The 26,258-nt window shown below is 72.6% G+C and carries 26 protein-coding genes and 1 riboswitch; of the genes, 1 reads left to right on the forward strand and 25 read right to left on the reverse strand.

The window, feature by feature from the left end; genetic code table 11:
- From hisG to rpe, 8 genes are all read right to left on the reverse strand, one after another.
- The gene (hisG, locus tag N865_RS03945) at window positions 1-846 is read right to left on the reverse strand and encodes an ATP phosphoribosyltransferase (protein WP_034801803.1); all 846 of its coding nucleotides are present in this window, start codon (window positions 844-846) and stop codon (window positions 1-3) included.
- 16 nt (window positions 847-862) lie between these two features.
- Window positions 863-1,126 (reverse strand): phosphoribosyl-ATP diphosphatase, encoded by a 264-nt coding sequence (locus tag N865_RS03950; RefSeq protein ID WP_034801804.1) that lies wholly within the window; start codon window positions 1,124-1,126, stop codon window positions 863-865.
- 44 nt (window positions 1,127-1,170) lie between these two features.
- Window positions 1,171-1,641 (reverse strand): 6,7-dimethyl-8-ribityllumazine synthase, encoded by a 471-nt coding sequence (gene ribH / locus N865_RS03955; protein ID WP_034801806.1) that lies wholly within the window; start codon window positions 1,639-1,641, stop codon window positions 1,171-1,173.
- Window positions 1,638-2,921 (reverse strand): 3,4-dihydroxy-2-butanone-4-phosphate synthase, encoded by a 1,284-nt coding sequence (gene ribB / locus N865_RS03960; RefSeq protein ID WP_084327921.1) that lies wholly within the window; start codon window positions 2,919-2,921, stop codon window positions 1,638-1,640. The genes ribH and ribB overlap by 4 nt, the downstream gene beginning before the upstream one ends.
- Window positions 2,918-3,556, reverse strand: coding sequence for a riboflavin synthase (locus N865_RS03965; RefSeq protein ID WP_034801809.1), 639 nt, complete (start codon window positions 3,554-3,556; stop codon window positions 2,918-2,920). The genes ribB and N865_RS03965 overlap by 4 nt, the downstream gene beginning before the upstream one ends.
- Window positions 3,557-3,567: 11 nt before the next feature.
- A complete protein-coding gene (gene ribD / locus N865_RS03970; RefSeq protein WP_051510105.1) occupies window positions 3,568-4,605 on the reverse strand; it encodes a bifunctional diaminohydroxyphosphoribosylaminopyrimidine deaminase/5-amino-6-(5-phosphoribosylamino)uracil reductase RibD in 1,038 nt (345 codons plus the stop codon).
- A gap of 27 nt (window positions 4,606-4,632) precedes the next feature.
- Window positions 4,633-5,394, reverse strand: coding sequence for a nicotinamide riboside transporter PnuC (pnuC, locus tag N865_RS03975; protein WP_034801811.1), 762 nt, complete (start codon window positions 5,392-5,394; stop codon window positions 4,633-4,635).
- Window positions 5,395-5,510: 116 nt separating this feature from the next.
- A riboswitch (FMN riboswitch) is annotated at window positions 5,511-5,639 on the reverse strand.
- A 34-nt stretch (window positions 5,640-5,673) separates the two neighbouring features.
- Window positions 5,674-6,330, reverse strand: a complete 657-nt coding sequence (gene rpe, locus N865_RS03980; protein WP_034801813.1) for a ribulose-phosphate 3-epimerase — start codon at window positions 6,328-6,330, stop codon at window positions 5,674-5,676.
- Window positions 6,331-6,383: 53 nt separating this feature from the next.
- Here rpe and N865_RS03985 point away from each other — a divergent pair, with 53 nt between their 5' ends.
- The gene (locus tag N865_RS03985; RefSeq protein ID WP_034801815.1) at window positions 6,384-7,118 is read left to right on the forward strand and encodes a dienelactone hydrolase family protein; all 735 of its coding nucleotides are present in this window, start codon (window positions 6,384-6,386) and stop codon (window positions 7,116-7,118) included.
- Between the two features lie 50 nt (window positions 7,119-7,168).
- On the opposite strand, the gene N865_RS03990 is transcribed toward N865_RS03985, so the two are convergent.
- The 17 genes from N865_RS03990 to carB all read right to left on the reverse strand — a co-directional run bounded on the left by N865_RS03990 (window position 7,169) and on the right by carB (window position 26,258).
- A complete protein-coding gene (locus N865_RS03990) occupies window positions 7,169-8,734 on the reverse strand; it encodes an RsmB/NOP family class I SAM-dependent RNA methyltransferase (protein WP_034801817.1) in 1,566 nt (521 codons plus the stop codon).
- The gene (gene fmt / locus N865_RS03995) at window positions 8,727-9,674 is read right to left on the reverse strand and encodes a methionyl-tRNA formyltransferase (protein WP_034801819.1); all 948 of its coding nucleotides are present in this window, start codon (window positions 9,672-9,674) and stop codon (window positions 8,727-8,729) included. The genes N865_RS03990 and fmt overlap by 8 nt, the downstream gene beginning before the upstream one ends.
- Window position 9,675: 1 nt before the next feature.
- The gene (gene def, locus N865_RS04000; RefSeq protein WP_034801821.1) at window positions 9,676-10,221 is read right to left on the reverse strand and encodes a peptide deformylase; all 546 of its coding nucleotides are present in this window, start codon (window positions 10,219-10,221) and stop codon (window positions 9,676-9,678) included.
- Between the two features lie 103 nt (window positions 10,222-10,324).
- Window positions 10,325-11,671 (reverse strand): MFS transporter, encoded by a 1,347-nt coding sequence (locus N865_RS04005; RefSeq protein WP_084327922.1) that lies wholly within the window; start codon window positions 11,669-11,671, stop codon window positions 10,325-10,327.
- Window positions 11,668-12,213, reverse strand: a complete 546-nt coding sequence (locus N865_RS04010; protein ID WP_051510084.1) for an ArsR/SmtB family transcription factor — start codon at window positions 12,211-12,213, stop codon at window positions 11,668-11,670. The genes N865_RS04005 and N865_RS04010 overlap by 4 nt, the downstream gene beginning before the upstream one ends.
- 62 nt (window positions 12,214-12,275) lie before the next feature.
- Window positions 12,276-13,541: a saccharopine dehydrogenase family protein gene (locus N865_RS04015; protein WP_034801825.1), complete on the reverse strand. Its 1,266-nt coding sequence runs from the start codon at window positions 13,539-13,541 to the stop codon at window positions 12,276-12,278.
- A gap of 66 nt (window positions 13,542-13,607) precedes the next feature.
- Entirely contained in the window at window positions 13,608-15,638 is a 2,031-nt protein-coding gene (locus N865_RS04020; protein ID WP_034801827.1) for a primosomal protein N', read from the reverse strand.
- A 16-nt stretch (window positions 15,639-15,654) separates the two neighbouring features.
- Entirely contained in the window at window positions 15,655-16,875 is a 1,221-nt protein-coding gene (gene metK / locus N865_RS04025; RefSeq protein ID WP_034801829.1) for a methionine adenosyltransferase, read from the reverse strand.
- A gap of 62 nt (window positions 16,876-16,937) precedes the next feature.
- Complete coding sequence (locus N865_RS04030) at window positions 16,938-18,218, reverse strand: bifunctional phosphopantothenoylcysteine decarboxylase/phosphopantothenate synthase (protein WP_211244850.1); 1,281 nt, start codon at window positions 18,216-18,218, stop codon at window positions 16,938-16,940.
- Between the two features lie 18 nt (window positions 18,219-18,236).
- Window positions 18,237-18,500: a DNA-directed RNA polymerase subunit omega gene (rpoZ, locus tag N865_RS04035; protein ID WP_034801833.1), complete on the reverse strand. Its 264-nt coding sequence runs from the start codon at window positions 18,498-18,500 to the stop codon at window positions 18,237-18,239.
- Window positions 18,501-18,579: 79 nt separating this feature from the next.
- Window positions 18,580-19,188, reverse strand: a complete 609-nt coding sequence (gmk, locus tag N865_RS04040; protein WP_051510086.1) for a guanylate kinase — start codon at window positions 19,186-19,188, stop codon at window positions 18,580-18,582.
- Window positions 19,185-19,502 carry an integration host factor, actinobacterial type gene (mihF, locus tag N865_RS04045; protein WP_034801835.1) on the reverse strand — a complete coding sequence of 106 codons (318 nt, stop codon included), beginning with the start codon at window positions 19,500-19,502 and terminating at the stop codon, window positions 19,185-19,187. Before mihF ends, gmk begins: the two co-directional genes overlap by 4 nt.
- A 129-nt stretch (window positions 19,503-19,631) precedes the next feature.
- On the reverse strand, window positions 19,632-20,135 hold the full coding sequence (locus tag N865_RS04050) for a hypothetical protein (protein ID WP_034801837.1): 504 nt from the start codon (window positions 20,133-20,135) through the stop codon (window positions 19,632-19,634).
- 39 nt (window positions 20,136-20,174) lie between these two features.
- Window positions 20,175-21,014 carry an orotidine-5'-phosphate decarboxylase gene (gene pyrF / locus N865_RS04055; protein ID WP_034801839.1) on the reverse strand — a complete coding sequence of 280 codons (840 nt, stop codon included), beginning with the start codon at window positions 21,012-21,014 and terminating at the stop codon, window positions 20,175-20,177.
- 47 nt (window positions 21,015-21,061) lie between these two features.
- Window positions 21,062-22,009 carry a dihydroorotate dehydrogenase gene (locus tag N865_RS04060; RefSeq protein WP_034801841.1) on the reverse strand — a complete coding sequence of 316 codons (948 nt, stop codon included), beginning with the start codon at window positions 22,007-22,009 and terminating at the stop codon, window positions 21,062-21,064.
- On the reverse strand, window positions 22,009-22,935 hold the full coding sequence (locus N865_RS04065) for a dihydroorotate dehydrogenase electron transfer subunit (protein ID WP_034801843.1): 927 nt from the start codon (window positions 22,933-22,935) through the stop codon (window positions 22,009-22,011). Before N865_RS04065 ends, N865_RS04060 begins: the two co-directional genes overlap by 1 nt.
- Window positions 22,932-26,258, reverse strand: coding sequence for a carbamoyl-phosphate synthase large subunit (gene carB / locus N865_RS04070; protein WP_034801845.1), 3,327 nt, complete (start codon window positions 26,256-26,258; stop codon window positions 22,932-22,934). Before carB ends, N865_RS04065 begins: the two co-directional genes overlap by 4 nt.

Consider the following 26,258-nt stretch of genomic DNA (forward strand, 5'->3'; position numbering starts at 1 on the left):
TCAGAGCCGGCAGGCCGCGATGTCGGTCACGAGGATCGCGCGGGCGCCGAGGTCGTAGAGCTCGTCCATGAGGCGGTTGCGCCCGACGCGGGGCACCATGGCGCGGACCGCCACCCACGCCTCGTCCTGCAGCGGCGAGACGGTCGGCGACTCGAGCCCTGGGGTCAGCTCGCACGCCTTCTCGACGAGCTCGCGCGGGCAGTCGTAGTCGAGCATGACGTAGGTGCGAGCGGTGATGACGCCGGCGAGCCGGCGCTGGAGGACCTCGACGGCCACGGCCTCCCCTGGGCGGTCGCCGCGGATGAGGACCGCCTCGGAGCGCAGGATCGGCTCGCCGAACACCTCGAGCCCCTGGTTGCGCAGGGTCGTCCCCGTCTCGACGACATCAGCGATGCAGTCGGCCACCCCGAGGGTGATCGCCGTCTCGACCGCCCCGTCGAGGCGGACCACCGCGGCCGAGACCCCCCGGCGCTCGAGGTCGGCGCGGACGAGACCGGCATACGAGGTGGCCACCCGCTTGCCGGCGATGTCCTCGACCGTGGCCACGTGACCCGGCCGCCCGGCATACCGGAAGGTCGACCGGCCGAAGCCGAGCGACATGACCTCGACGGCGTTCGAGCCCGAGTCGAGGAGGAGGTCGCGACCGGTCACACCGGCGTCGACCGTCCCGGACCCGACGTAGACGGCGATGTCGCGCGGGCGCAGGTAGAAGAACTCGACGTCGTTGTCGGCGTCGGTGACGACAAGCTCCTTGGCCTCGCGGCGCGTGCGGTAGCCCGCCTCGCGGAGCATGTCGACGGTGGCATCGGACAGGGAGCCCTTGTTGGGTACGGCAATTCGGAGCATGGGAGTTCCTCGGTCCTCAGAGGTGGGCGTAGACGTCGTCGAGCGTGATGCCCTTGGCGAGCATGAGGACCTGCAGATGGTAGAGCAGCTGGCTGATCTCCTCGGCCGTCTCCGTCGTCGACTGGTACTCGGCGGCCATCCACACCTCGGCCGCCTCCTCGACGATCTTCTTGCCGATGGCGTGGACGCCCGCGTCGAGCTGCGCCACGGTGCCTGACCCCTCGGGGCGGGACTCGGCCTTGTCGGCGAGCTCTGCATACAGCTGCTCAAAACTCTTCACGGGCCCCAAGCCTACGGGCCGCACCGGGTCGCCCTTGCCGGCGTTCACGGGGTGGCGACCGCCCGCAGCGCGACGACGGTCGCGACCGCGGCGGAGGCAGCCTCGTGGCCCTTGTCCTCAGCGGATCCGGGCAACCCGGCCCGGTCGAGCGCCTGGGCCTCGTCGTCGCACGTGAGCACCCCGAACCCGATCGGGGTCGCGGCGCGGACCGACACATCGGTGATGCCCGAGGTCGCGGCCTGGCAGACGTACTCGAAGTGCGGGGTGCCGCCACGGATGACGACGCCCAGCGCGACGAGAGCGTCGTACCGCTCCACGAGCGCCGCGCAGGCGACCGGGAGCTCGAACGTGCCGGGCACCCGGACCACGTCGACGTCGGTGACGCCGGCATCGGCGAGCCCGCGCCGCGCGCCGTCGAGCAGGCCGTCCATGACCCGCTCGTGCCACGAGGCCGCGATGACAGCGACCCTCAGGCCGCGGCCGTCGGTGGTGATGGCGGGGGCGCCTTCCTTCATGCCGTCTCCTGGCTGTGCGATGTGGGGTGGGGGTGGGCGATGGGGCGGGAGAGGGCCCGGGTGCGCCCAAGGGCGGCACCGGAGACCGGGATGTCGTGGCCCAGTCGCTCCCGCTTGGTGGTGAGGTAGCTCTCGTTCTCGGCGACCATCGGCCCGTGGATCCGCTCAACGGCGACGACGTCGATGCCGAAGTGGCGCAGCGCCTTGACCTTCTCGGGGTTGTTCGTGAGCAGGACGACCTGGGACACGCCGAGGTCGTGCAGGATCGCCGCCCCGGCGGCATACTCCCGCGCGTCGACGGGCAGGCCCAGTGCGGTCTGGGCATCGACGGTGTCGGCGCCCTGGTCCTGCTCGGCATAGGCACGCAGCTTGTCGACGAGTCCCACGCCACGGCCCTCGTGGCCCCCGAGGTAGACGACGACCCCGCCCTCGCGCCCGACCCGGAGCATCGAGCCCTGCAGCTGCGGGCCGCAGTCGCAGCGCAGCGACCCGAACGCGTCACCGGTCAGGCACTCGCTGTGCAGGCGCGTCAGCACCGCTCCACGGCCGAGCCCCCGCTCGCTGACGAGGGCGACGTGCTCGTCGCCGGTGAGCGTGTCCCGGTAGGCGTGCGCGGTGAAGGTTCCGTGAGCCGTCGGGATGCGCGTCGTCGCGAGCCGTTCGACCCGGTCGAGTCGCTGGCGCCACGCGATGAGCTGCTCGATCGTGATGACCGGCAGGCCGTACTCACGTCCCAGGGCGACGACGGCGTCGTAGCGCATCATCCGGCCGTCGTCGTGGACGAGCTCTCCGATGACCCCGACGGGCGAGAGCCCGGCGAGGCGGGTCAGGTCGACGGCCGCCTCCGTGTGGCCGGGCCGGGTCAGCACACCGCCGGGCTTGGCGCGGAGCGGCAGGACGTGGCCCGGTCGGATGAGGTCACCGGGGCCCGACGCCGGGTCGGCCAGGACCTGGACGGTCCGCAGCCGGTCCGCCGCGCTGATGCCCGTCGTCACGCCCGTGGCGGCGTCGACCGAGACCGTGTAGGCGGTCCGCAGCGGGTCCCGGTTGTCGGCGACCATGAGCGGCAGCTCGAGGCGGTCGGCGACGTCACCCGGCATCGGCGCGCAGAGGTAGCCGGACGAGTGGCGGATCGTCCAGGCCATCCAGTCCTCCGTCGCGGTCTGCGCTGCGAGGACGAGGTCGCCCTCGTTCTCGCGGTCCTCGGAGTCGAGGACGAGGACGGGCCTCCCGGCCTGGAGCGCCTCGAGGGCTTCCTCGATCGTCGCGAGCCCGCTCATGACGCCACCCCCTTCGCCTCCGCGCGGGGGTCGGTGGCGGTGGCCGCGCCGCGCGCGAGGAGACGCTCGACGTACTTGGCGAGGACGTCGACCTCGAGGTTGACCGTGTCTCCGACGCGCCGGCGGCCGAGCGTGGTCAGGTCGAGCGTCGTCGGGATGAGCGAGACGGTGAACATGGTCTCGCCCACCGAGGCCACGGTGAGCGAGACACCGTCGACGGTGATCGACCCCTTCTCCACGACGTACGGGGCGAGCGACGCGGGAAGCGTGAGCTCGACGGTCTCCCAACGGTCTCCCGGCGTCCGGCGCGTCACCGTCGCCGTGCCGTCGACGTGGCCCTGGACGATGTGGCCGCCGAAGCGCCCGTCGGCCGGCATGGCCCGCTCGAGGTTGACCCGGTCGCCCGGCTGGAGCGTGCCGAGCGAGCTGCGCCTCAGGGTCTCGGCCATGACGTCGACGGAGAAGCCCTCGGCGTCATGGTCGGTGACGGTCAGGCACACGCCGTTGACCGCGATCGAGGCGCCGTGCACGGCGTCCGAGACCACGACCGGGCCGGTGATGCGCAGCACGGCGGAGTCGTCGCCGTGGTCGATGCCTGCGACGGTGCCGAGCTCCTCGACGATGCCCGTGAACATGTTCCTTCTCCTCAGTCGTTCGTGCCGGGTGCGGCCCGGCGTGAGCCGCCCCGTGTCGTGCTGTCGTCGGACGGGACGGCGCGGATCCGCACATCGGTCCCGATGACGGTCACGTCCTGCAGGACGAGCCGTCTGATGTCAGTGATGGTCGAGATGCCGAGGTCGGCCACCGCGGTGCGCCCGGCGCCGAGGAGCGCCGGTGCGACGTAGGCGACCACCTCGTCGACGAGTCCAGCCTCGAGGAAGGCCGCGGCGAGCGTCGGGCCACCCTCGAGCCAGAGGTCGCGGACTCCCCTCTCCCACAGGCAGACCAGTGCGACTCGCGGGTCGCGGGTCGTCAGGTGCAGGACCTCCCCGGGGCCTTCGTGGACCCGCGCGTCGACCGGCACCTCGCGCAGCCCCATCACGACCCGAAGCGGCTGGTCGGGGGCCGGTCCGCCCTGCGGCTGGCGGACGGTGAGCCTCGGGTCGTCGGCGAGCAGGGTGCCGGTGCCGACGAGGACCGCGTCGCGGGTCGCCCGGAGCGCGTGGACGTCCGCGCGGGCCGCCTCACCCGTGATCCACTGGCTCGTGCCGTCGGCAGCGGCGCTCCGCCCGTCGAGGGTCGCGGCGAACTTCCACGTCACGAGGGGCCGCCCGAGCGCGATCGTGCGGGTCCACCGCGCGTTGAGGGCCTCGGCGTCGTCGGCGAGGAGCCCGCCTGTCACGTGGACACCCGCGGCGCGGAGCACCTCGGCCCCGCCGGCGGCGGACTGGTTGGGGTCGGGCTGCGCGAAGACGACCTCGACCACCCCCGCGTCGACGAGCGCCTGCGCGCACGGACCCGTCCGTCCCGTGTGGGAGCAGGGCTCGAGCGAGACGTATGCCGTCGTCCCCCGCGCGCGGTCACCCGCGGCCGCGAGCGCTGCCGCCTCTGCGTGCGGCGTCCCCGCGCCCCGGTGCCAGCCCTCGGCGACGAGCGAGCCGTCGGGGCCGACGAGGACGCACCCGACCCGCGGGTTGGGGTCCGGCCACGGCCCGGAGGCGGCGAGCTCGAGCGCCCGCCGCATCCAGGTCGTCGCCCTGTCGTCCACGGCTCAGCCCGCCACCGCTCCGGCGAGGTTGGGCTCGACGTCGGGCTTCTCGGAGCGCGACGCCTTGACCCACTGGGTGAAGCCGTAGATCACGAAGAGGCCGTAGAAGATGTACATGACCGCGGTCGGGACATAGCCGGTGGCGAACCCGAGCGGCACACCGACGAGGTCGACACCGATCCACGCGAGCCAGAACTCGTTCCAGCCGCGGGCCATGGCGTACGTCGCGACGATCGAGCCGACGAAGATCCAGGCGTCGCACCAGAAGAACCACCACTGCGGGGTCCAGAACGGGTTCGGGGACAGGCTCCAGAGCCACGTGAAGGCCTGGTGGACGAGCACGGTCCCGAGGAGCCAGAAGGCGATGACGGCGGTACGTTCGCGCGCTGTCGCCCAGCGTGGGGTGATCGCGGGCGCCGAGGCGTCGCCGGCGTGGTTGAGCCGGCGCACCTGGCTCCAGCGCCACCAGCCGTAGATGCTCGTCACGATGAAGAAGACCTGGCGGCTCGCCTGGCCGAAGAGCGGCACCCGCTGGTCGGCGCCGAACGTCGCACCGATGTAGACGAAGAAGAGCATGACGTTGGCGACGATGCCGACCGGCCACGCCCAGACGAGCCGGCGCATGCCGAGCCAGGCCGACGCGATGCCGATGAGGACGCCGATGAGCTCGAGCCAGTGGAGCTGGTACTGGCCGATGGGGATGGCGGCGTCGATGACCTGTTGGAAGACGTTCTTCGACTCGGCCGCGGTGATGAGATTCACCATGATGATGTTCGTCCTTGAGTTCGTGTCTTACAGGGACGAACTCCGGGGATCCCACAGGTCGCGCCGTCGGGTTCGACGACGTCCGAGGACGCCGAGCACCGGCCGCGCTGGCCTGCTTCGTGCTGCCTCCCATCCGGACTTTCACCGTCGGTCCTGGAGTTTCACCAGGTCAACCGGCCGCTGGATGCGGTCGGGTCGCGGACTGTAACCGCCGGTTCGGAATTACACCGACCCCGGAGCACGTAGAGCCAGTATGCCACCAGCCCGGCGCAACGCCGATCAGTGCGCGTGCGAGGTCACCAGCGCGCGGAGCTCGTCGACCGCGGCGGCGGCGTCCTCAGCCCCGTAGACGGCCGACCCCGCGACGAAGACGTCGGCACCGGCCTCCGCGCACTGCTCGATCGTGCTCGCGCTCACGCCGCCGTCGACCTGGACCCAGATCTCGCCCCCGTGCCGCCGGACGGCCTCGCGCACCTGCTTCACCTTCGGCATCTGGTCGGCCATGAAGGACTGGCCACCGAAACCCGGCTCGACGGTCATGACGAGCACCATGTCGAGCTCGGGGAGAAGGTCCTCGTAGGGCCCGAAGTCGGTCGCCGGCTTGATCGCCATCGCGGCCCGCGCACCCGCGGCGCGAAGGGTCCGAGCAAGCCCCCGCGGATCGCGGGCCGCCTCGACGTGGAACGTCACGGACTGGCAGCCCGCCTCGGCGTAGAGCGGCGCCCAGCGGTCGGGGTCCTCGATCATGAGGTGGGCGTCGATCGGGATCGGGCTGACGCGCAGCAGCGCCTCGACGACCGGCAGGCCCAGGGTCAGGTTGGGCACGAAGTGGGCGTCCATGACATCGACGTGAGCCCAGTCGGCGTTGGCGATCCGCTTCAGCTCGGCCTCGAGGTTGGCGAAGTCGGCGGAGAGGATGCTCGGAGAGATCTGCACGCGCCCAGCGTAGTTGGGCAGCGCCCGGGCCTCTGCTGGGGCACGATGACCCCATGAGCGACCTGACGGACTGGGCCCGTGGCAGCCACACAGCAGGTTCGACGACCCACGACACGTACCGCCGGGGCGTCGGCCCGGGCGTCATCGTCGTCCACGAGATCCCCGGGATCTCGCCCGAGGTCATCGCGTTCGCCGACGAGGTGGTCGACCGGGGCTTCACGGTGGTGATGCCCCACCTCTTCGGCCGCCCGGGGGCACCGGCCACGACCGGCGAGGTGCTCCGGACGATCGGGGGGCTCTGCATCAACCGCGAATTCACCATGCTGAAGGCGGGAGTCACGGCGCCCGTCGCTGACTGGCTGCGCTCGCTCGCCCGGACGCTCCACGCCGAGCTGGGGGGACCCGGGGTCGGCGCGCTGGGCATGTGCTTCACCGGCGGGTTCGCCCTCGCGATGATGGTCGACGACTCGGTCGCCGCGCCGGTCGTCGCCCAGCCGTCGCTCCCGGCTGCCGTCGGTCGCCGCCGGGCCGCCGACCTCGGGCTGAGCCCCGCCGACCGCGAGACCGTGCGCGACCGCGCCGCGCACGGGTGCGCGGTACTCGGGGTGCGCTACCGCGACGACCCCGCGACCGGCACCCGGTTCGACACGCTGACCTCCGAGCTCGGCGACCGGTTCATCCGCGTCGAGCTCGAGGGCAAGGGTCACGCGACCCTCACGGCACACCGGCAGCAGGTCGCCGTCGACCGCGTCCTCGACTTCTTCGACGAGCGGCTCCGGCGCGCCTGACCCATGCCTGACCCGGGCCTGACCCCGCCCGACCCGGGGCGGACGGCGCGTCAGCGCTTGCGGAGCAGGGCGAAGAACATCGCGTCTGTGCCGTGCACGTGTGGCCACAGCTGGACGTAGGGTCCGTCGCCGAGCCCGCCCAGCGGCATACCGCTCGCGTCGCGGAAGAGCTCGCGCGCGTCGACGACCTCGACGTCGTCGCGCTTCTTGAGGACGTCCTGGACGACGAAACGGGTCTCGTTGAGGTGAGGGCTGCACGTCGCGTAGCCGACAACGCCTCCCGGGGCCGCCGCGTCGATCCCCGAGACGAGGAGCTCACGCTGGAGGCCGGCCAGCGCTGCGACGTCGGACGCAGTGCGCCGCCACCGCGCTTCCGGCCGCCGGCGCAGGGCGCCGAGCCCCGTGCAGGGGGCGTCGATGAGGACGCGGCTGTATGCCGCCGGGTCGGCTTCCCCGATCAGGCGTCCGTCGCCGTGGCGCACCTCGATCGTCGACCCGGCGTCGGCTGCCGCAGCGCGTGCTGCGCTCAGCGTCTGGCGCACGAGGTCGGCACGATGCTCGCTGATCTCGTTGGCCACGAAGGGAATGCGTCGTTCGATGGCGAGCGCCGCGAGGAGCCCGGCCTTGCCACCTGGGCCGGCGCAGAGGTCGAGCCAGCGCTCGTCCGCCGACGCGTCGCTGCTGAGGGGCGCCGCGGCGAGCGCGAGGGCGAGCAGCTGGGAGCCCTCGTCCTGCACGGCCGCACGTCCCTCGCGGACGGCACGGATGGCTCCCGGATCACCCTCGGGGAGGACGGCGCCGACCGGGCTCGTGGAGGAGGGGACGGCTCCGGCCGCGACGAGCTCGTCGAGGGTCGAGAGCCCTGGCCGCGCGACGAGCGAGACCTTCGCCGGGGCGTTGTCGGCCTCGAGGAGAGCGGTCAGGGCACCCTCGACGTCGGCGGCCGTCGCTGCCCCGTGCCCGATGAGCGCGGCGCGGAGCGCCTTCGCGACCCACGCCGGGTGGGACGTGCGCAGGGCCAGTGCCTCGACGGGGTCGGTGATCCCCGACGTGACGATCTCGACCCACTCCGCGAGCTCGCGCTCACTGATCCGGCGCATGACGGCGTTGACGAACCCCGAGGCACCGGCGCCGTTGACCTGCCGGGCGAGGGCGACGGTCTCGTCGACGGCCGCGTGGGTCGGCACGCGCATGCCGAGGAGCTGGTGGGCGCCGAGGCGGATCGTGTCGAGGACCCTCGGGTCGATGCTGCTGACCGGGCGGTCCGCCGCCCGGGCGGCGATCGCGTCGTAGAGACCGGACAGCCGGGTCGCGCCGTAGACGAGCTCGGTCGCGAAGCCCGCGTCACGGCCGGTGATCCGCTTCTCTCGAAGCAGCTTGGGCAGGGCGAGGTTGGCGTAGGCGCCCTGGGAGATCTCTCTCATGACCGTGTAGGCCGTCAGGCGTGCCGGGTCCGTTCGCCGGGCCCGCTCCGACGGACGCTGGCTCGACCGGTGCTGCGCCGAGCGCTCGCGGGCCGCCGGCCGCTGCCGCTCGCCGCGCCGGCCACCGCGACCGTCGCCTCCCTGTCCGTGGCCCCCGCGTCCACCCTGGCCGGCTGCTCCGGTCTCACTCATCGCCGACCGCCTCTCCGGCCTCGATCCGCGTGCCCCGTGCCCAGTCGGCGGCGGGCATCGGCTTCTTGCCGTGGGCCTGGACCGTGCCGAGCCGCACCGGGACGGTCGCCGTCCCGACGAAGACCGCCTTCTTGGTCACCCCCAGGACGCCCGGGGCGAGAGCGGCCGGTGTGGACGGGTCGCTCAGGTCGGCGAGGTCGACCGGCCCGACCTTGAGACGCTCGCCGCGGAAGGTGGTCCAGGCGCCCGGGGCCGGGGTGCAGCCGCGGACGAGGCGGTCGATGGCGAGCGCGGGCCTGGTCCACGAGATGCGGGCATCGTTGACCTCGATCTTCGGGGCGAGCGAGACGCCGTCAGCCGGCTGGGGCTTGGCGACGAGCTCGCCCGTCTCGATGCCGTCGAGGGTGGCGACGAGCAGTCCGGCGCCGGCCGTTGCGAGCCGGCCCAGCAGGTCACCAGCCGTGTCGCGCGGGCGGATCGTCTCGGTCATGAACCCGAACACCGGACCGGTGTCGAGGCCGCGCTCGAGCAGGAACGTCGAGGCGCCGGTCACCTCGTCGCCGGCCATGATGGCGTGCTGGACCGGAGCCGCGCCGCGCCACGCCGGAAGGAGGGAGAAGTGGAGGTTGACCCAGCCGTGGACGGGGATCTCGAGGGCGGGCGGCGGCACGAGGTTGCCGTAGGCGACGACCGGGCAGGAGTCGGGCGCGAGGTCGCGCAGGGCCGTGAGGAAGGCCGGGTCCTTGGCCGAGGCCGGGGTGAGCACCGGGACCCCGAGCTCCTCGGCGCGGAGCCGCACCGGCGACGCCTCGAGGCGCCGCCCCCGGCCGGAGGGTGCGTCGGGTCGGGTGATGACAGCGACGAGCTCGTGCCGGGAGGCCGCGACGGCATCGAGGCTCGGTACGGCGACATCCGGGGTTCCGGCGAAGACGACCCTCACGTCACATCCCCAGGCCGAAGGTCGAGTGCGGGCTGATCCGGACCTCCGGCGGGTTGTCGGCGAACCACTCGGCCTCGCGGATGGCGCGCATCGCCGCCTTGCGGGCATCCGGGTCGAGCCGGTCGACGAAGAGGATGCCGTCGAGGTGGTCGGTCTCGTGCTGGACGCACCGTGCGAGCAGCTCGGTCCCCTCGAGGACGACGGGCTCCCCCCACATGTTCTGGCCCTTCGCGACGACGGAGAGCGCGCGTCTCGTGTCGACCGTCACCCCGGGGATGCTGAGGCAGCCCTCGGGACCGTCCTGCTCGTCGTCGGACAGGTCGAGCAGGGGGTTGACGAGATGACCGAGGACACCGTCGACCCAGTAGGTGAAGACCCGCAGCCCCACGCCGATCTGCGGCGCCGCGAGGCCGGCCCCCGGCGCGTCGAGCATCGTGTCCTCGAGGTCCTTGACGAGCTGGCGCAGCTCCTTGTCGAAGTCGACCACCTCCGCGGCCGGGGTGCGCAGCACGGGATCACCGAAGAGGCGGATGTCCTTGATCGACACGAAGGGCTTCCTTGGGGTCAGCGAGACGGGCAGGACCATCCTAGGTGTGCCGTGGGGCCCGTCGCCTCCGCCGGTGGGCGGGGGGCGACGGGCCCGCGAAGGGTCAGGCCCGGGCGTCGACACCTGCGTCGACGCCTGAGTCGACCCCTGCGTGGCCACCGTCGTCGACACGGGCCGTGCCCTCGCCCGGCGGCACGTCCCCCGGACGGGAGTCGACAGGCTCCTCGGCGCTGCGGCCCAGGTGGCGGACCGACCCCGAGAGCAGCGCCGAGAGCGAGACGGCGACGAAGAGCAGCGCGCTCACGAGGAGGAGCGCCTCCGTGTCGACGAGCGTGGCGAGCCAGCCGTAGAGGAAGGTGCCGACCGGGATCGCGACGAACGAGCCGAGGGCGTCATAGCTCGACACCCGCGAGAGCACGGCGACAGGGACGTGCTCGTGCAGGGCCGTGCTCCACCCGACCCCGAACACCTCGATCGCCGCCCCGGCGAGGAAGAACCCGAGGGCCAGGGGCCACACCGCGGGCGCAAGGCCGAGCAGGACCATCGGCACGGCGAGCACGCTCGTGGCGATCATGCCCGCCCGGAGCGGATGGGCGAGCCGGAGGCGGAGCATCACGAGGGTCATGAGGACGGTGCCGACCGCCTCTGCGCTGAGGATGAGGCCCCAGCCCGCCTCGCCGATCGCCGGCGTCTGCCTGGCGATGAGCGGGCCCAGCACGCCGACGACCCCTGCGTGGATCGCGTTGGTCACCCCGAAGACGAGCACGATGACCCAGAGCCACTCGCGCGCGGTGAACTCGGACCAGCCCTCACGCAGCTCGCGAACCATCGACGGTCGAGCGGACCGGGCCTCCTCCCCGCGGCTCGGCAGGCGCACCCGCGTCAGGCACAGGATCGCGACGACGTAGGTCAGGGCGTCCACGGCGAGGGCCCAGCCCGGACCGACACCGACGACGAGCAGGCCGGCGACCGCCGGGCCGATGATCCCGAGGCCGCTCCGGCTGAAGGAGAGCAGCGCGTTGGCCTGCTGGAGCCGGGTTCGGTCGACGACGAGCGGGACGATCCCCATCATCGCCGGCATCGTGAAGGCCGAGACCGCCCCGTTGACCCCCTCGATGACGGTGAGCTGGGTCAGGGTCGCGTGCCCCGAGATGATGAGCCAGGCGGCGCTCGCCTGCGTGAGGCAGGTGAGGACGTGGGACACCTGAAGCACGACGATCCGCGAGAAGCGGTCGGCCACGACTCCGCCGACGAGCAGGAAGAGGACCATCACCAGGGTGCGCACGCCGAGGACCTGGGCGAGGGCGCCCGCCGACTGGTCCACATCGAGCACGGCGAAGGCGAGCGCGACCGGCACCATGACCGACCCCGCGGTGGAGACGGTGCGGGCGGTGAAGTACCACGCGAAGCGCGGGTCGCCGAGCGCACCGAGTGAGTCCTTGAGCTTCACGACGGGTCCTCCTGCTCGGTGACGATCGGGAAGGCGGCGATGGAGAGGTTGGCGCGGATCGTGCCCGGGGTCCGCGGCGGCCGTGCGCCGGCGTGGATGAGGCGACTCGCCTGCATGGCCAGGTCTCGGACCTGCTCCCACGTCTCCGGACTGACCCAGAGGTCGGCGTCGGTGAAGTGCGCCGGGCCCCCGGGTTGCTGCCGCTCGGCGAACCGACGCGGGATCGCGTCGGCGAGCACCTGGACGTAGGCCCGCTTGTCGGCGTCGCTCGCGCGAGCCACCTGGTTGGGCCGCTGCCGGTCCCAGGGGTGCCGGTACTTCTTGGCCCGCCCCCCGCGCACCTGCTCCTCCCCCGCGATCACGAGCAGCCCTGCGTCGAGCAGGAAGCGCAGGTGGTAGGACGCGTTGGCCTGGGTGATGCCGAGCTCGCGCGCCACCTCGGCGGCGCTCAGCTCGGCCCCGGTGAGCAGCGAGAGCATCTGGAGGCGAAGCGGGTGCGCCGTGGCCCTGAGCTCGGTGATGCGACTCACTTCCAAAGACATGTTTGGGAGTATGCCGTTGAGCCGGGCCAACCGTCAAGCATGTCTTTGGGGGTCGTCGGCTCTCAGGCTCGCTCGACGGGCTCCACGTCGAACGTGAAGGCCCGGGCCCGGAGCCGCTCGACGAGGACGTCGCCCATGGCGGTCGCGGGCGTCAGCACGCCGGCCCTGGCGGGCAGCCGCTCACCGTCGAAGGCGAGGCAGAGCGCCGACTGACCGAGCATGATGGCGGACCCGTCGTAGCCGGGGTCGTAGTCGGCCCCGACAGTGGTGCGGTATCGGGCGCCGGTCGTGGTCGTCGACCGGATCTCCATGCGGAAGCGGCCCGCAGCTCGCTGTGCCGCCGACGGCCCCTCCCCCGGCTTGGGCAGGAACCGGTCGAGGATCGTCCGCGTCGGCGTGTAGGCCAGCCCGGCCCGACCGGCCCCCAGACCGATCGCCATACCGCCGGCCAGCAGCGGCGAGACCGGGCTCGAGCCGAAATCGACGACCTCGCGATAGCGCAGCGTCCGACCGTAGGACCAGTCGGTCAGGGTGTTGGACAGGCGCACGATGCGAGTGTTGAACGACGCCATGACGAAGGGGCCGCTCCAGCGCCCCGAGGCGGGGTCGCGCTCGACCGGCACGAGCCGGCGCAGGGTCGCCACCGGCCCGGACGGCCGGTCGCGTCCGGTCGACGGCTCCTCCGAACGGCGCGGGCTCAGGCCATAGGGGTCGCTCATGGCCCGGCGGGCGGCGGCATCGGCGCGCGAGGTGATGGCCTCCTGACGACCCGAGTCGATGGTGCCGCCCGAGAGGCCGCCCTTCATCGACCGGACGACCAGCGTGGTGTCGGCGAGGGTTCCCGCCCCGTCGGCGGCCGCCCGCTCGGCGGTGACGAGGACGCCGAGGTCGGAGGGGATGGAGTCGAACCCGCACGCGTGCACGATGCGAGCCCCCGTCTCCCGGGCCCGCTCGGCAACCTCGTCGAGCGACCAGCGGACGAAGAGGAGCTCGCCCGTCAGGTCGGCATAGTGCGTCCCCTGCTCGGCGCAGGCCCGGACGACCTCCTTCCCGTGGACGGCATACGGTCCGACGGTCGAGGCGAGAACCGTCGTCCGGCGCGCGAGGGCCCGAAGGCCCGAGGCGTCGCGGGCGTCGACCTCGACGAGCTCCCACGCCCGGGCCGGAGCGCCCAGCTCGGTCCGCAGCGCCTCGAGCTTGGACCGCGAGCGGCCCGCGAGCGCGATGCGAACCCCCGCGCCTACCTGCTCGGCGAGGTGGGCCGCTGTGAGGGCCCCGACGAATCCGGTGGCGCCGAAGAGGACGATGTCGAGGTCGCGGGAGGCCATGGGCGACACTCTGCCACCCCGGTCCCGCTCGCGTGCCGCAGACGTCGTCGGGATCGGCGACCGGCGTCAGAAGGCGTCGAGCGGGTCGACCCGGACACCGACGACCTCGGGCTCCTTGCGGGCGGAACGGAACGCCCTGAGGGCCATGAGGGCCCGGGTCAGCTCGCCGGTGCGGTCCGGAGCGATGCGCACGAGGGCGTGCCGGTCGACACGCGACTCGGCAGGGCCGTCCCCGGTGCGGCGGGGCGCCGGGAGCGGCATGGGACCGAGCAGCTGGGCGCCGTCGGGGAGGTCGAGCTGGGCCAGGGCGTCCTGGAGCCCGCGGCGTGTGCCCGTGAGCTGCGCCATCCGCACGGCCGGAGGCAGTCCGAGCTCGGTCCGGTCGGCCAGCTCGCGAGCCGCGAGCCACGCGGGGTCCCACCGGACGAGGGCCTCGATCGCCGGGAGGGTCACCGCCTCGGGCGCTCCGCAGAGGACGACGGCCCGCCCGGACCGGGCGAGGGCGGCCGCGGCCGCCCAGCGACGGAGGGACTCGAGCGGCGCGTCGAGCACCGGCAGGTCGAGGCTCGCCCAGGCATCGAGGAGCAGGACGGCCGCATAGCCCCCCTCGGCCACCGGTTCGGCCCCGGGGGTGGCGACGACGAGCGAGGGCTCCGAGCCGACCTGGGCGAGCACCTCCCCCGAGCCCGACGTGTGCACCGGGTAGCCGGGGAAGGCGCGCCCGATCTCCTCCGCCGTCCGCCGCGCACCCGTGACCGACGAACGGAGGCGCCGCGCCCCGCAGTGGCGGCACTCGAAGCTGTCCGGGCCGAGGGTCGTCGCGCACCAGCGGCACGCGGGGACGCGGCCTGAGGCGCCCACGGCGACGGGGCCCTGGCAGCGGGAGCAGCGCACGGGCGTGCGGCACTCGGCACAGCTGAGCGCCGGTTGGTACCCGCGGCGGGGCACCTGCAGCAGCACCGGGCCGTCGTGGAGCGCGTCCTTGGCGACACGCCACGCACGGGAGGGGATGTGGGCGCGGGAGGCGGCACCGTCGCGCTCCTCGTCGAGTCCCTCACCCGCGACGCTGACCCGGGGGGCCGCCGCCCGGACCACCGCGGCGTCAGCCTCCACGGGGACGAGGCGCCCCGCCTCGACCTCCACCTGAATGGCGAGGCTCCGGACGAATCCCCCGGAGAGGACCGCCGCCCCCGTCGCCTCCGCCCGGAGCCCCAGCACTACGCCGGTGTGATGGTACGGAGCCCGGGGCTCGGCGAGCAGGTCGTCCCCGTCGTCCCACCACGCGACGAGCCCGAGGTCGTGCACCGGCGCGAAGGCCGCGGCGCGGGTGCCGATGACGATCCGGACATGGCCGCGGAGCACCTTGAGCCAGGCGGTGTAGCGCGCCTGCGGCCCCTGGTCGGCGGTCAGCCGGACGTGCTGCCCCGGCCCGAGCAGCCTCGTCAGAGCCGTCTCGAGCCGCGCGACGTCACGGTGGTCGGGGACGACGATGACCGAGCCGCGGCCGCCGGCCAGGGCGGTCGCCGCCGCGACGGCAAGGGCGTCCGGCCAGTCGTCGCCGGGGACCTGCCCCGGGAGCGCGGTCCAGGCGGCGGCCGGCGCCTCTCCGGACGCCACCCGGCGCAGCCACGCGGGACCCGCCGGGTAGGCCGCCCACGGCCCAGGTTCAGGAGCCGGGACCTCCGCGCGGGGCGAGGGCTCGAGCGGGAGGTTGCGCTCGGCGGTGGCGTGGCGCCGCGGGACGGCCAGGCGCAGGACGTCACTCAACGTGCCGGCATACCGATCGGCGACCGACCTGCAGAGCCCGAGGACCTCTGGGGTGAGGACCGGCTCCGGGCTGACGACCCGGCGCAAGGGCTGGAGGCGGCCGTCGTGCTCGGCGCGCTCGCGACGCTCGACGACGAACCCGTCGAGCTCGCGTCCGGCGAACCGGACCCGGACGCGGGCACCTGGCACCGCGTCGGCAGCGAGCTCGTCGGGGACGTCGTACTCGAAGACCCGGTCGAGATGGGCGAGAGGCGTCTCGACGACGACGGCAGCGACCGGCCCGGTCACCTGGTCGTGCTCGGGTCGCCGTGCCGTCGTCGTCTCGCCCACGTGGGCGAACCTAGCCTCAGCCGGCGACGGCGGCTCGAAGGGCCTCGACCCGGTCGAGCCGCTCCCAGGTGAAGGCGTTCTCGACACCGAGCGCGTGGGTCCGGCCGAAGTGGCCGTAGGCGGCGGTCGGCTTGTAGATCGGGCGGAGCAGGTCGAGGGCGTCGACGATCGCGGCCGGTCGGAGGTCGAACACCATGCCTATCGCGTCCTGGATCTGGTCGACGGGGACCGTCTCGGTCCCGAACGTCTCGATGTAGAGGCCGACCGGCTGTGCCTTGCCGATGGCGTAGGCGACCTGCACCTCGCAGCGGCGGGCGAGGCCCGCGGCGACGACGTTCTTGGCCACCCAGCGCATCGCGTAGGCCCCCGAACGGTCGACCTTGCTCGGGTCCTTGCCGGAGAAGGCGCCCCCGCCGTGACGGGCCATGCCGCCGTAGGTGTCGACGATGATCTTGCGGCCGGTCAGGCCGGCGTCGCCCATCGGGCCGCCGATCTCGAAGCGGCCGGTCGGGTTGATGAGCGCGCGGTACTGGGAGACGTCGAGGTCGCTGCCGCCCTCGCGCAGCTCCTCGAGGACCGGGTCGATGACGAGCGCCTTGATGTCCGGCTCGAGCATGCCCTCGAGGGAGACGTCGGGGGCGTGCTGCGTCGAGAGCACGACCGTGTCGAGCTTGACGGCCTTGCTGCCGTCGTAGGCGATGGTCACCTGGGTCTTGCCGTCGGGGCGCAGATAGGCGAGCTCCTCGCTCTTGCGCACGAAGGTGAGCCGCTCCGAGAGCCGGTGCGCGAGGAAGATCGGCAGCGGCATGAGCTCGGGCGTGTCGTCACAGGCGTAGCCGAACATGAGGCCCTGGTCACCGGCGCCCTGCTTGTCGAGCGGGTCGACGCCGCCGTGGCGGTTCTCGTGCGCCGTGTCGACGCCCTGCGCGATGTCGGGCGACTGGGCGCCGATCGAGATGGAGACTCCGCAGGTGCGCCCGTCGAACCCCTTCTGCGAGCCGTCGTAGCCGACCTCGAGGATCGTGTCGCGCACGATCTTGGGGATCTCGACGTATCCGGTCGTCGAGACCTCGCCCGCGACGTGGACGAGCCCGGTCGTGACCAGCGTCTCGACGGCGACGCGCGCCTGCGGGTCCTCGCGCAGGATTGCGTCGAGGATCGAGTCGCTGATCTGGTCACAGATCTTGTCCGGGTGCCCCTCGGTGACGGACTCGGACGTGAACAGACGTGCAGGCACTGGTTCTCCCTACCTTGGGTCTCGGCTGCGCGGGTTGGCCGTCTCGGGCGAGAGTGTATCCGTCAGTCGAGCAGCCGCAGGACGGCGTCCAGCACGGCTTCGGCGACGGCGTCCTTCGAGGCGGGGCCCACGGAGACGACCTCGTCGGAGCCGCGCACCATGAGGTGGACGGTGTTGTCGTCGCGACCGAAGGTCTTGTCGGTGCCCACCTCGTTGACGACCTGGAGGTCCGACCCCTTCCGGGCGAACTTCGCGCGGGCGTGCTCGAGGACGGTGCCGTCGGCGTCACCGGTCTCGGCGGCGAAGCTCACGATGACCGGCCGCGCGGAGGACCGGGCGCGACGGTCGGCGACGAGCCCCTTGACGATGTCGGGGTTCTCGACGAGCTCGAGGCGCAGGCCAGGAGTCTCGGACGACTTCTTGATCTTGCTGTCGCTCACCGTCGCCGGCCGGAAGTCGGCCGGCGCGGCGGCCATGACGACCACGTCCGCGTCACGGGCGGCGTCGCGGACGGCCTCCTCGAGCTGGAGCGTGGTCTCGACGGGGACGACCTCGACGCCGTCGGGCGCGGGCAGGGAGACGTTGGCGGCGACGAGGGTCACCGCGGCACCTCGGGCCGCCGCGACCCGTGCGATGGAGTACCCCTGCTTGCCCGACGACCGGTTGCCGAGGAAGCGCACCGGGTCGAGCGGCTCGCGGGTGCCTCCCGCCGACACGACGACCGTGCGGCCCTCCAGCGAGCCGGTCGAGGCGTATGCCGCCGGGCCGGGTTCGAAGGAGGGCGTCGGCGCCGCGTCGGCGGGCGCAGCGGCAGCCGGCGCGTCGACGATGGCCAGGCACGCGGCATACAGCACGTCGGGCTCCGGCAGGCGTCCCGGGCCGGTGTCCTTGCCGGTCAGGCGGCCCTCCGCGGGGTCGATCACGTGAGCCCCGCGAGAGCGCAGCGTGGCCACGTTGGCGCGCGTCGCCGCGTGCTCCCACATCTCCGTGTGCATCGCCGGGGCGAAGACGACAGGACAGCGAGCGGTGAGGAGCGTGTTGGTGAGCAGGTCGTCGGCGATGCCGTGAGCGGCCTTGGCGAGCACGTCAGCGGTCGCGGGGGCCACGACGACGAGGTCGGCGCCCTGGCCGATTCTGACGTGGGGCACCTCGTGGACCGAGGTCCACACATCGGTGCTCACGGGTTTGCCCGAGAGCGCGGCCCACGTCGGCGCCCCGACGAACTGGAGCGCCGCCGCGGTCGGCACGACCGTCACGTCGTGTCCCGCCTCGGTGAAGAGCCGCAGGAGGGAGCACGCCTTGTACGCGGCGATCCCGCCGCTCACGCCGAGGACGACGCGCAGTCGAGTCATCGGGGCGGGTCAGGCCTCGGTGGGGGTGGAGGTGAGCAGTCCCTCGTTGATCTCACGCAGCGCGATCGACAGCGGCTTCTCGTGGACCTCCGTCTCGACGAGCGGGCCGACGTAGTCGAGCAGGCCCTCCTGCAGCTGGGAGTAGTAGGCGTTGATCTGGCGGGCGCGCTTGGCGGAGTAGATGACGAGCGCGTACTTGGAGTCGGCGGCGGTCAGGAGGTCGTCGATCGGCGGCTTGGTGATGCCGATGGGAGCAGCCTGGGTACCGGACACAGTGTTCTCGTTTCGTTCGTGGACGTGGTCTGGGAGTGCGGCCGGCGGCGGCGACGGTCGCACGCGCCAACAAAGGGACTCACCGGCTGGCGCGTCCCGATCTCATCAATGATACGAGTTGTTCGCTGGCGCGACGAACATCGTCGTTGACGATGACCTCGTCGAACTCCGACTTGGCCGCCAGCTCGGCCCGCGCCGTGTCGAGGCGGCGCTCGCGCTCGGCCTCCTCCTCCGTACCCCGTCCGACGAGGCGCCGGACCAGCTCGTCCCAGCTCGGCGGCTCGAGGAAGACGAAGAGCGCGTCGGGCCACGTCTCGCGGACCTGCCGGGCGCCCTGAAGGTCGATCTCGAGGAGGGCGTCCCTGCCCTCGCGGATCGCCCGCTCGACCGGCCCCCGCGGCGTGCCGTACTTGGCCGCTCCGTGGACGACGGCGTACTCGAGGAACTCCCCCGCCGCGACGAGCCGGTCGAACTCGTGGTCGTCAACGAAGTGGTAGTGCACCCCGTCGACCTCGCCGGGACGCGGCTTGCGGGTCGTCATCGACACGGAGAACCAGACGCCGGGGAAGTGCGTGCGCACATAGGCCGCGATCGTGCCCTTTCCGACCGCCGTCGGGCCGGCGAGCACGGTGAGGCGTCCCGGCGCGGGGCGGGTGTCCGTGGCGGAGCCCCCGGTCGTTGACGTCATGAGCGCTCGAAACGGCGGAGCAGGGCCGCCGTCTGGTTGGCGCCGAGGCCCCGGACGCGCCGGGACTCGGCGATGCCCACCTCGGCCATGATCGCCTTGGCCCGCACGCGGCCCACGCCGGGCATCGACTCGAGCAGCTCGGTCACCTTCATCTTCCCGATGACGGGATCGACCTTGCCGTCCTGGATGACCTCGGCGAGGGAGCCGCTGGAGTACTTGAGGCGGTTCTTGACCGCCGCCCGCTCCCGGCGTGCCGCAGCGGCCTTCTCGAGTGCTGCCGCGCGTTGCTCGGGGGTGAGCGGTGGAAGCGCCACGATGACGGTTCTCCTTGGTGCCTGTGGGCGCGCGATGGCGCGCGGGTGGACGCGGTGGTGTTCTCGCCGAACCTAGCGACCCCGACGACCGCGTCGCAACGCGGCCACCGGGTCGCCCGATGCCGGGTGTCAGGAGCCGAGGTCGATGCCGCACGCCGTCCTGGCGTGGCTCTCGATCTTCGTGCCCGCCGACTCCATCCTGGGCATCGCAGCGGTCAGCGCCTTCGCGCCGCCCGACGCCGTCGTCTCGATGGAGCCGATGAAGTCGCCCCAGGCCGGCTTCACCTCGGCGGGAGCCGCCGTCTCGATCCGGTTGAGCAGGGTTAGTGCCTTCGGGAGCCCCTCGCGGTCGCCGATGTTGCCGGTCAGGGTCTGGAGCTCGGCCCACGACGTCTTCAGGGTGGCGCAGTAGGCCGCGAGGTCGCCGGCTGCGGGGGCCGTCGTGGTCGACATGGTCGACGTGGTCGTCGTGGTCGTCGTGGTCGGCGTGGTCGTGCTCGTCACCGCCGAGGCGACCGGTGTGCTGGTGGCAGTCGGCGTGCTACCACCGCTGCAGGCGGCGGCGAGCGGCAGGACCGCGAGGAGGGCGGTGCCGCGGGCGAGGCGGCGGATGGACAGGGTGGTGTGAGTCATGTGGCCCAACCGTAGTGGTCGTCCCGGCACCGCTCGGGCTCACCCCAGGAGCGAGTCCGCGACGCGGCGAGCCTGTGCAGCAAGGACATTCACGTCAGGACCTGCGCCGAGGATCTCCCTGCTCGACGACGCGAGGACCTGTGGGCGAGCCGCGCCGAAGACACGGTCGAGCTCGGCGACCGTCCCGCCCTGAGCGCCGAAACCCGGCGCGAGGATCGGCGTGGCGGCGGCCGCGAGGTCGAGACCGAGGTCGGAGACCGCAGAGCCGACCGTTGCGCCGATGACGAGCCCCACGCCTCCGAGCTCGCCCCTCTCGCGGGCCGGCGCGTTGTCGCGCGTCGCCCCGTCGACGATCGTCCCGGCCACGCTCCGACCCTGCCGCACCGCGTGCTGGACGCCCGCCCCCTCCGGGTTGGACGTGAGGGCGAGGACGAAGACACCCCTGCCGTGCTGCTCGGCGAGGTCGATCGCGGGCCTCAGCGACTCGTAGCCGAGGAAGGGGCTCACGGTGATCGCGTCGGCCGGCGCGACGGCATCGGCGCCGAGGAAGGCTTCGGCGTAGGCGGCCATCGTCGAGCCGATGTCGCCCCGCTTCGCGTCGAGGATGGTCAGGGTGCCGGCCTCGCGCAGCTCGGTGAGGACCCGTTCGAGCACGGCGACCCCGCGGCTCCCGAAGACCTCGAAGAACGCCGACTGGGGCTTGACGACGGCGACCCGGCCGGCGAACGCCTCGACGCACGTGAGCGCGAACCGCTCGAGCCCGGACACGTCATACGCCAGTCCCCACGACTCGACGAGCGCGCGGTGCGGGTCGATGCCGGCGCAGAGCGCGCCATGCGCGTCCATGGCCGCCCGGAGGCGCACGCCGAACCTCGTCATGGTCTCTCCTACCTGTGTCTGTGGGGTCATCGCGGGGGTCGTCGGCGTCATCGCTGGTGCGCCACGCCGACCGCGTCGCCGAAGGAGGCGAAGCCCTTGGACTCGAGCAGGCCCGTGAGCTCGTCGAGCACGCGAACGGGCGCGGCCGGGTCGTTGAACGTCGCCGTGCCGACCTGGATCGCGCTCGCGCCGGCGGCCACGAGCTCGAGCGCGTCGCGACCGGTGCGCACCCCGCCGACCCCGATGATCGGGACGGTCGGCATGACGCCCTCGAGCATGGCCCGGCGAACCTGCCAGACGGCCCGGACCGCGACCGGCCGGATGCCCGGCCCGGACAGCCCGCCCGTGACACCCCCGAGCTGCGGACGCATCCGGTCGGTGTCGATGACCATCCCGAGGAGCGTGTTGATCATCGTCAGGCCGTCGGCGCCGGCGTCGAGGCACGCCGCGGCGATGGCCGTGATGTCGGTGACGTCGGGGCTGAGCTTGGCGAAGACCGGCACCCGCGGGGGCAGCGTCTCGCGCACGAGCGAGATGACCGTCGACGACGCGACAGGGTCGCAGGCGAAGACGAGGCCGCGGTTGGCGACGTTGGGGCACGAGATGTTCACCTCGACACCGACGGCCGCGCCGAAGGCCTCGCTCGCCGCGAGGACCGATGCGACCTCGGCATACTCCTCGCTCGAGCTCCCGGCGATCGAGGGGAGGACCCTAGCGCCGACCGAGGCGAGCCAGGGAAGGTCCTCCTCGACGAAGGCCTTGATACCGGGACCCTGCAGCCCGATGGAGTTGAGCATCCCGGAGGGAGTCTCCGCCATGCGCGGGGTGCCGCGGCCGGACCGCGGCTCGGCCATCACCGACTTCGTCACGAAGGCGCCGAGCTCGGCCACGTCGAAGAAGCGGTGGAGCTCCTTGCCGTTCGCGGCGCAGCCGGAGGCGGTCATGAGCGGGTTGCGGAGGCGTTGCCCGGCGAGGGTGACGGACATGTCGACCATCAGTGACCCCCCACCCTGGGCGCGCCGACGGCGTCATCGGGGACCCGGCAGTGGCCGCCCTCGAAGGCGTCCCAGCGCACCGCGTCACCACGGAACACCGGGCCCTCGACGCAGGAGCGCACCATCCGGGTGCGCCCGTCCGAGCCGACGACGGGCATGACGCATGTCATGCAGACGCCGACACCGCACGCCATCGACTCCTCGACGGCGACCTGCGCGACGGCGCCGTGCGCCGCGGCGATGTCGGTGATCGACCTCAGCATCCCCATCGGTCCGCAGCCGTAGACCATGCCGGCACTCGTCCGCTCGATGATCCCGGGCAGGACGTCGCTGACCCATCCGCGGTGCCCGGCCGAGCCGTCGTCGGTCGTGATGGTGACGCCGTCGCCGCTCCGACGGGCCTCGTCGACGCCGAAGAGCCGGTCCTCGCTCGCGGCGCCCAGGACGAGCTCGACGTGGCAGCCACGCTCACGCAGCGCCTCGGCGAGCCAGAAGAGCGGAGCGCTCCCATAGCCCCCACCGACGAGGACGCATGACGTCGGGTCCGTCGGGAGCGGGAAGGCCTGGCCGAGCGGTCCGATGACATCGACCGTGTCGCCCGGCTGGCGGGAGGTGATCCAGCGGGTGCCGGGCCCCACCGCCGAGACGACGATCTCGACGGTCCCGAGGCCCGTGGCGCTCGTGCCGTCGCCGCCGGTCGGGGTGACCCGGTGGATCGAGAACGACCGGCGCAAGAGGGTCGCGGACGACTCGTCCCCGACGGCGAGGGCGACGAACTGGCCCGGCCGTGCCAGGTCCGCGGCGCCGGGGGCGACGAGCGTCAGGTGCTGGTAGGCGCCGACCCGGCGCGTCCCGACGACCTCGGCGACCTCGTGGGCGACGGCGCCGCGCCGGCCCCCCGCAGTCGTGGAGAGGGCGCCCGTCATGCGACCACCACCGCCGCCGCCTTGCGGCCGTAGAGGTCGAGGTCGCGGGCGTGGTCCTGGAGCGACTTGACCCGCACCTCCTCGGTCAGCTGTGCCTCGATGCCGAGGACGGCGGCCGCGAGGGTCGCGATCGTCGTGATGATCGGCTTGTCGGCGCTCGTCGTGGCGGCCCGGATCGCGTAGCCGTCGGCCCGGGCGTCCTGGCCCGACGGGGTGTTGACGACCATCTGGACCTCGCCGGAGTGGATGAGGTCGACGATCGAGCGCTCCCCCGGCTCCCCGGCGCCGTCCCGCTCGGTGATCTTGCGGACGACGGTCGCCTCGATGCCGTTGCGCTTGAGGACGGCCGCCGTGCCCTTCGTCGCGAGGATCGTGAAGCCGAGGTCGACGAGGCGCTTGACCGGGAAGAGCATCGCGCGCTTGTCGCGGTTGGCGACGGACACGAAGATCGCCCCCGAGCGCGGCAGGCCCGAGCCGCTGCCCTGCTGGGCCTTGGAGAAGGCCGAGCCGAAGTCCTTGTCGATGCCCATGACCTCACCCGTGGAGCGCATCTCGGGCCCGAGGAGCGAGTCGACCGCGACGCCCTCCCTCGTCCGGAAGCGCTTGAACGGAAGGACGGCCTCCTTGCAGGACATGGGGGCGTGGTCGGGCAGCGTGCCGCCGTCGCCGGTCGGCGGCAGGAGGCCCTCGTCGCGCAGCTCCTCGATCGTGGAGCCGAGCATGACGCGGGCCGCGGCGCTCGCGAGCGGGACCCCGGTGGCCTTCGCGACGAACGGCACCGTGCGCGACGCGCGCGGGTTGGCCTCGATGACGTAGAGGATGTCCTGGGCGAGGGCGAACTGGACGTTCATGAGCCCGCGGACCCCGATGCCCTCGGCGAGCTTGCGCGTGGCGACGCGGACCCGCTCGAGCTCGCCGTCGCCGAGCGTGGCGGGCGGCAGCGTGCAGGAGCTGTCGCCGGAGTGGATGCCGGCCTCCTCCACGTGCTCCATGATCCCGCCGAGGTACATGTCCTCGCCGTCGAAGAGCGCGTCGACGTCGATCTCGATCGCGTCGTCGAGGAAGCGGTCGATGAGGATCGGGTGATCCGGCGAGGCCTCGGTCGCCTTCTCGACGTAGGTGACGAGCGAGTCGTCGTCGTAGACGATGACCATGCCGCGGCCGCCGAGGACGTAGGACGGGCGGACGAGGACCGGGTAGCCGATCTCGCGGGCGACGGCGAGGGCCTCCTCGGCACTGAAGGCCGTCCCGTGCTTCGGGGCGATGAGGCCGGCCCTGGCGAGGACCTGGCCGAAGGCGCCCCGGTCCTCGGCGAGGTGGATCGCCGCGGGCGACGTGCCGACGATCGGCACCCCCTCGTCGGCGAGCGCCTGGGCGAGGCCGAGGGGTGTCTGGCCGCCGAACTGGACGATGACGCCGGCGAGGGGCCCCGCCTGCGCCTCCGCGTGGATGACCTCGAGGACGTCCTCGAGCGTGAGCGGCTCGAAGTAGAGGCGGCTGCTCGTGTCGTAGTCGGTCGAGACCGTCTCGGGGTTGCAGTTGACCATGACCGTGTCGAACCCCTTGTCGCGCAGCGCGAAGGAGGCGTGGACGCAGGAGTAGTCGAACTCGACGCCCTGGCCGATCCGGTTGGGGCCCGAGCCGAGGATGATGACCGCGGGCCGCTCGCGGGGCGCCACCTCGGTCTCCTCGTCGTAGGACGAGTAGTGGTAGGGCGTCTCGGCCGCGAACTCGGCCGCGCACGTGTCGACGGTCTTGAAGACGGGGCGCACCCCGAGGGCGTGGCGAACCCCGCGGACGACGGCCTCCGGCATACGGCGGATCGAGGCGATCTGCGCGTCGCTGAACCCGTGGCGCTTGACGAGCCGCAGGAGCTCGGGCGTCAGCTCGTCGGCGTCGGCGAGCATGGCCGCGACCTCGTTGATGAGCTGGATCTGGTCGAGGAACCAGGGGTCGATGCCCGTTGCCTCGTGGACGGTCTCGACGGAGAGGCCACCCCGGAGCGCCTGCTGGACGAGCACAATGCGGCCGTCGGTCGGGACCTTGGCCTCCTCGAGCGCGCGCTCGGCGTGGAGCGTGGTGATCTCGCCCTCCCAGTGGAAGGACGAGCCCTTCTTCTCGAGCGAGCGCAGCGCCTTCTGGAGCGCCTCGGTGAAGCTGCGGCCGATCGACATGGCCTCGCCGACCGACTTCATGGTCGTCGTCAGCGTCGGGTCGGCTGCCGGGAACTTCTCGAAGGCGAAGCGCGGGACCTTGACGACGACGTAGTCGAGCGTCGGCTCGAAGCTCGCCGGCGTCTCGCGGGTGATGTCGTTGGGCACCTCGTCCAGGGTGTACCCGATGGCCATCTTCGCGGCGATCTTGGCGATCGGGAAGCCGGTGGCCTTCGACGCGAGGGCCGACGAGCGCGAGACGCGCGGGTTCATCTCGATGACGATGATGCGCCCGTCGAGCGGGTTCACGGCGAACTGGATGTTGCACCCGCCCGTGTCGACGCCGACCTCGCGGATGACCGCGATGCCGATGTCGCGCAGGCGCTGGTACTCGCGGTCGGTGAGCGTCAGGGCCGGGGCGACGGTGATCGAGTCGCCGGTGTGGACGCCCATGGGGTCGAGGTTCTCGATGGAGCAGACGACCACGACATTATCGGCGTGGTCGCGCATGACCTCGAGCTCGTACTCCTTCCAGCCGAGGATCGACTCCTCGAGGAGCACCTCGGTCGTCGGGGAGTACTGCAGGCCCTGGCCGGCGATGCGGCGCAGGTCGGCCTCGTCGTAGGCGAAGCCGGAGCCGAGCCCGCCCATGGTGAAGCTGGGACGCACGACGACCGGGTAGCTGAGCTCCTCCGCCGCGGCGAGGCACTCCTCCATCGTGTGGCAGATGACCGAGCGCGCCGACTCCGCGCCGCAGCGCTCGACGACGCCCTTGAACTTCTCGCGGTCCTCGCCGAGCTGGATCGCCTCGACGTTGGCGCCGATGAGCGGGCAGCCGTACTTCTCGAGGACGCCGTTCTCGTGCAGGGCGATGGCGCAGTTGAGGGCGGTCTGGCCGCCGAGCGTCGCGAGGACCGCGTCGGGGCGCTCCTTGGCGATGATCGCCTCGACGACCTCCGGCGTGATCGGCTCGACGTACGTCGCGTCGGCGAACTCCGGGTCGGTCATGATGGTCGCGGGGTTGCTGTTGACGAGGACGACGCGGATGCCCTCCTCGCGGAGCACCCTGCAGGCCTGCGTTCCGGAGTAGTCGAACTCGCACGCCTGGCCGATGACGATCGGCCCGGAGCCGATGACGAGGACGCTCTTGATGTCGTCGCGCTTGGGCAT

Origin of the sequence: Intrasporangium oryzae NRRL B-24470, from assembly GCF_000576595.1 — a bacterium.
GTDB lineage: Bacteria > Actinomycetota > Actinomycetes > Actinomycetales > Dermatophilaceae > Intrasporangium_C > Intrasporangium_C oryzae.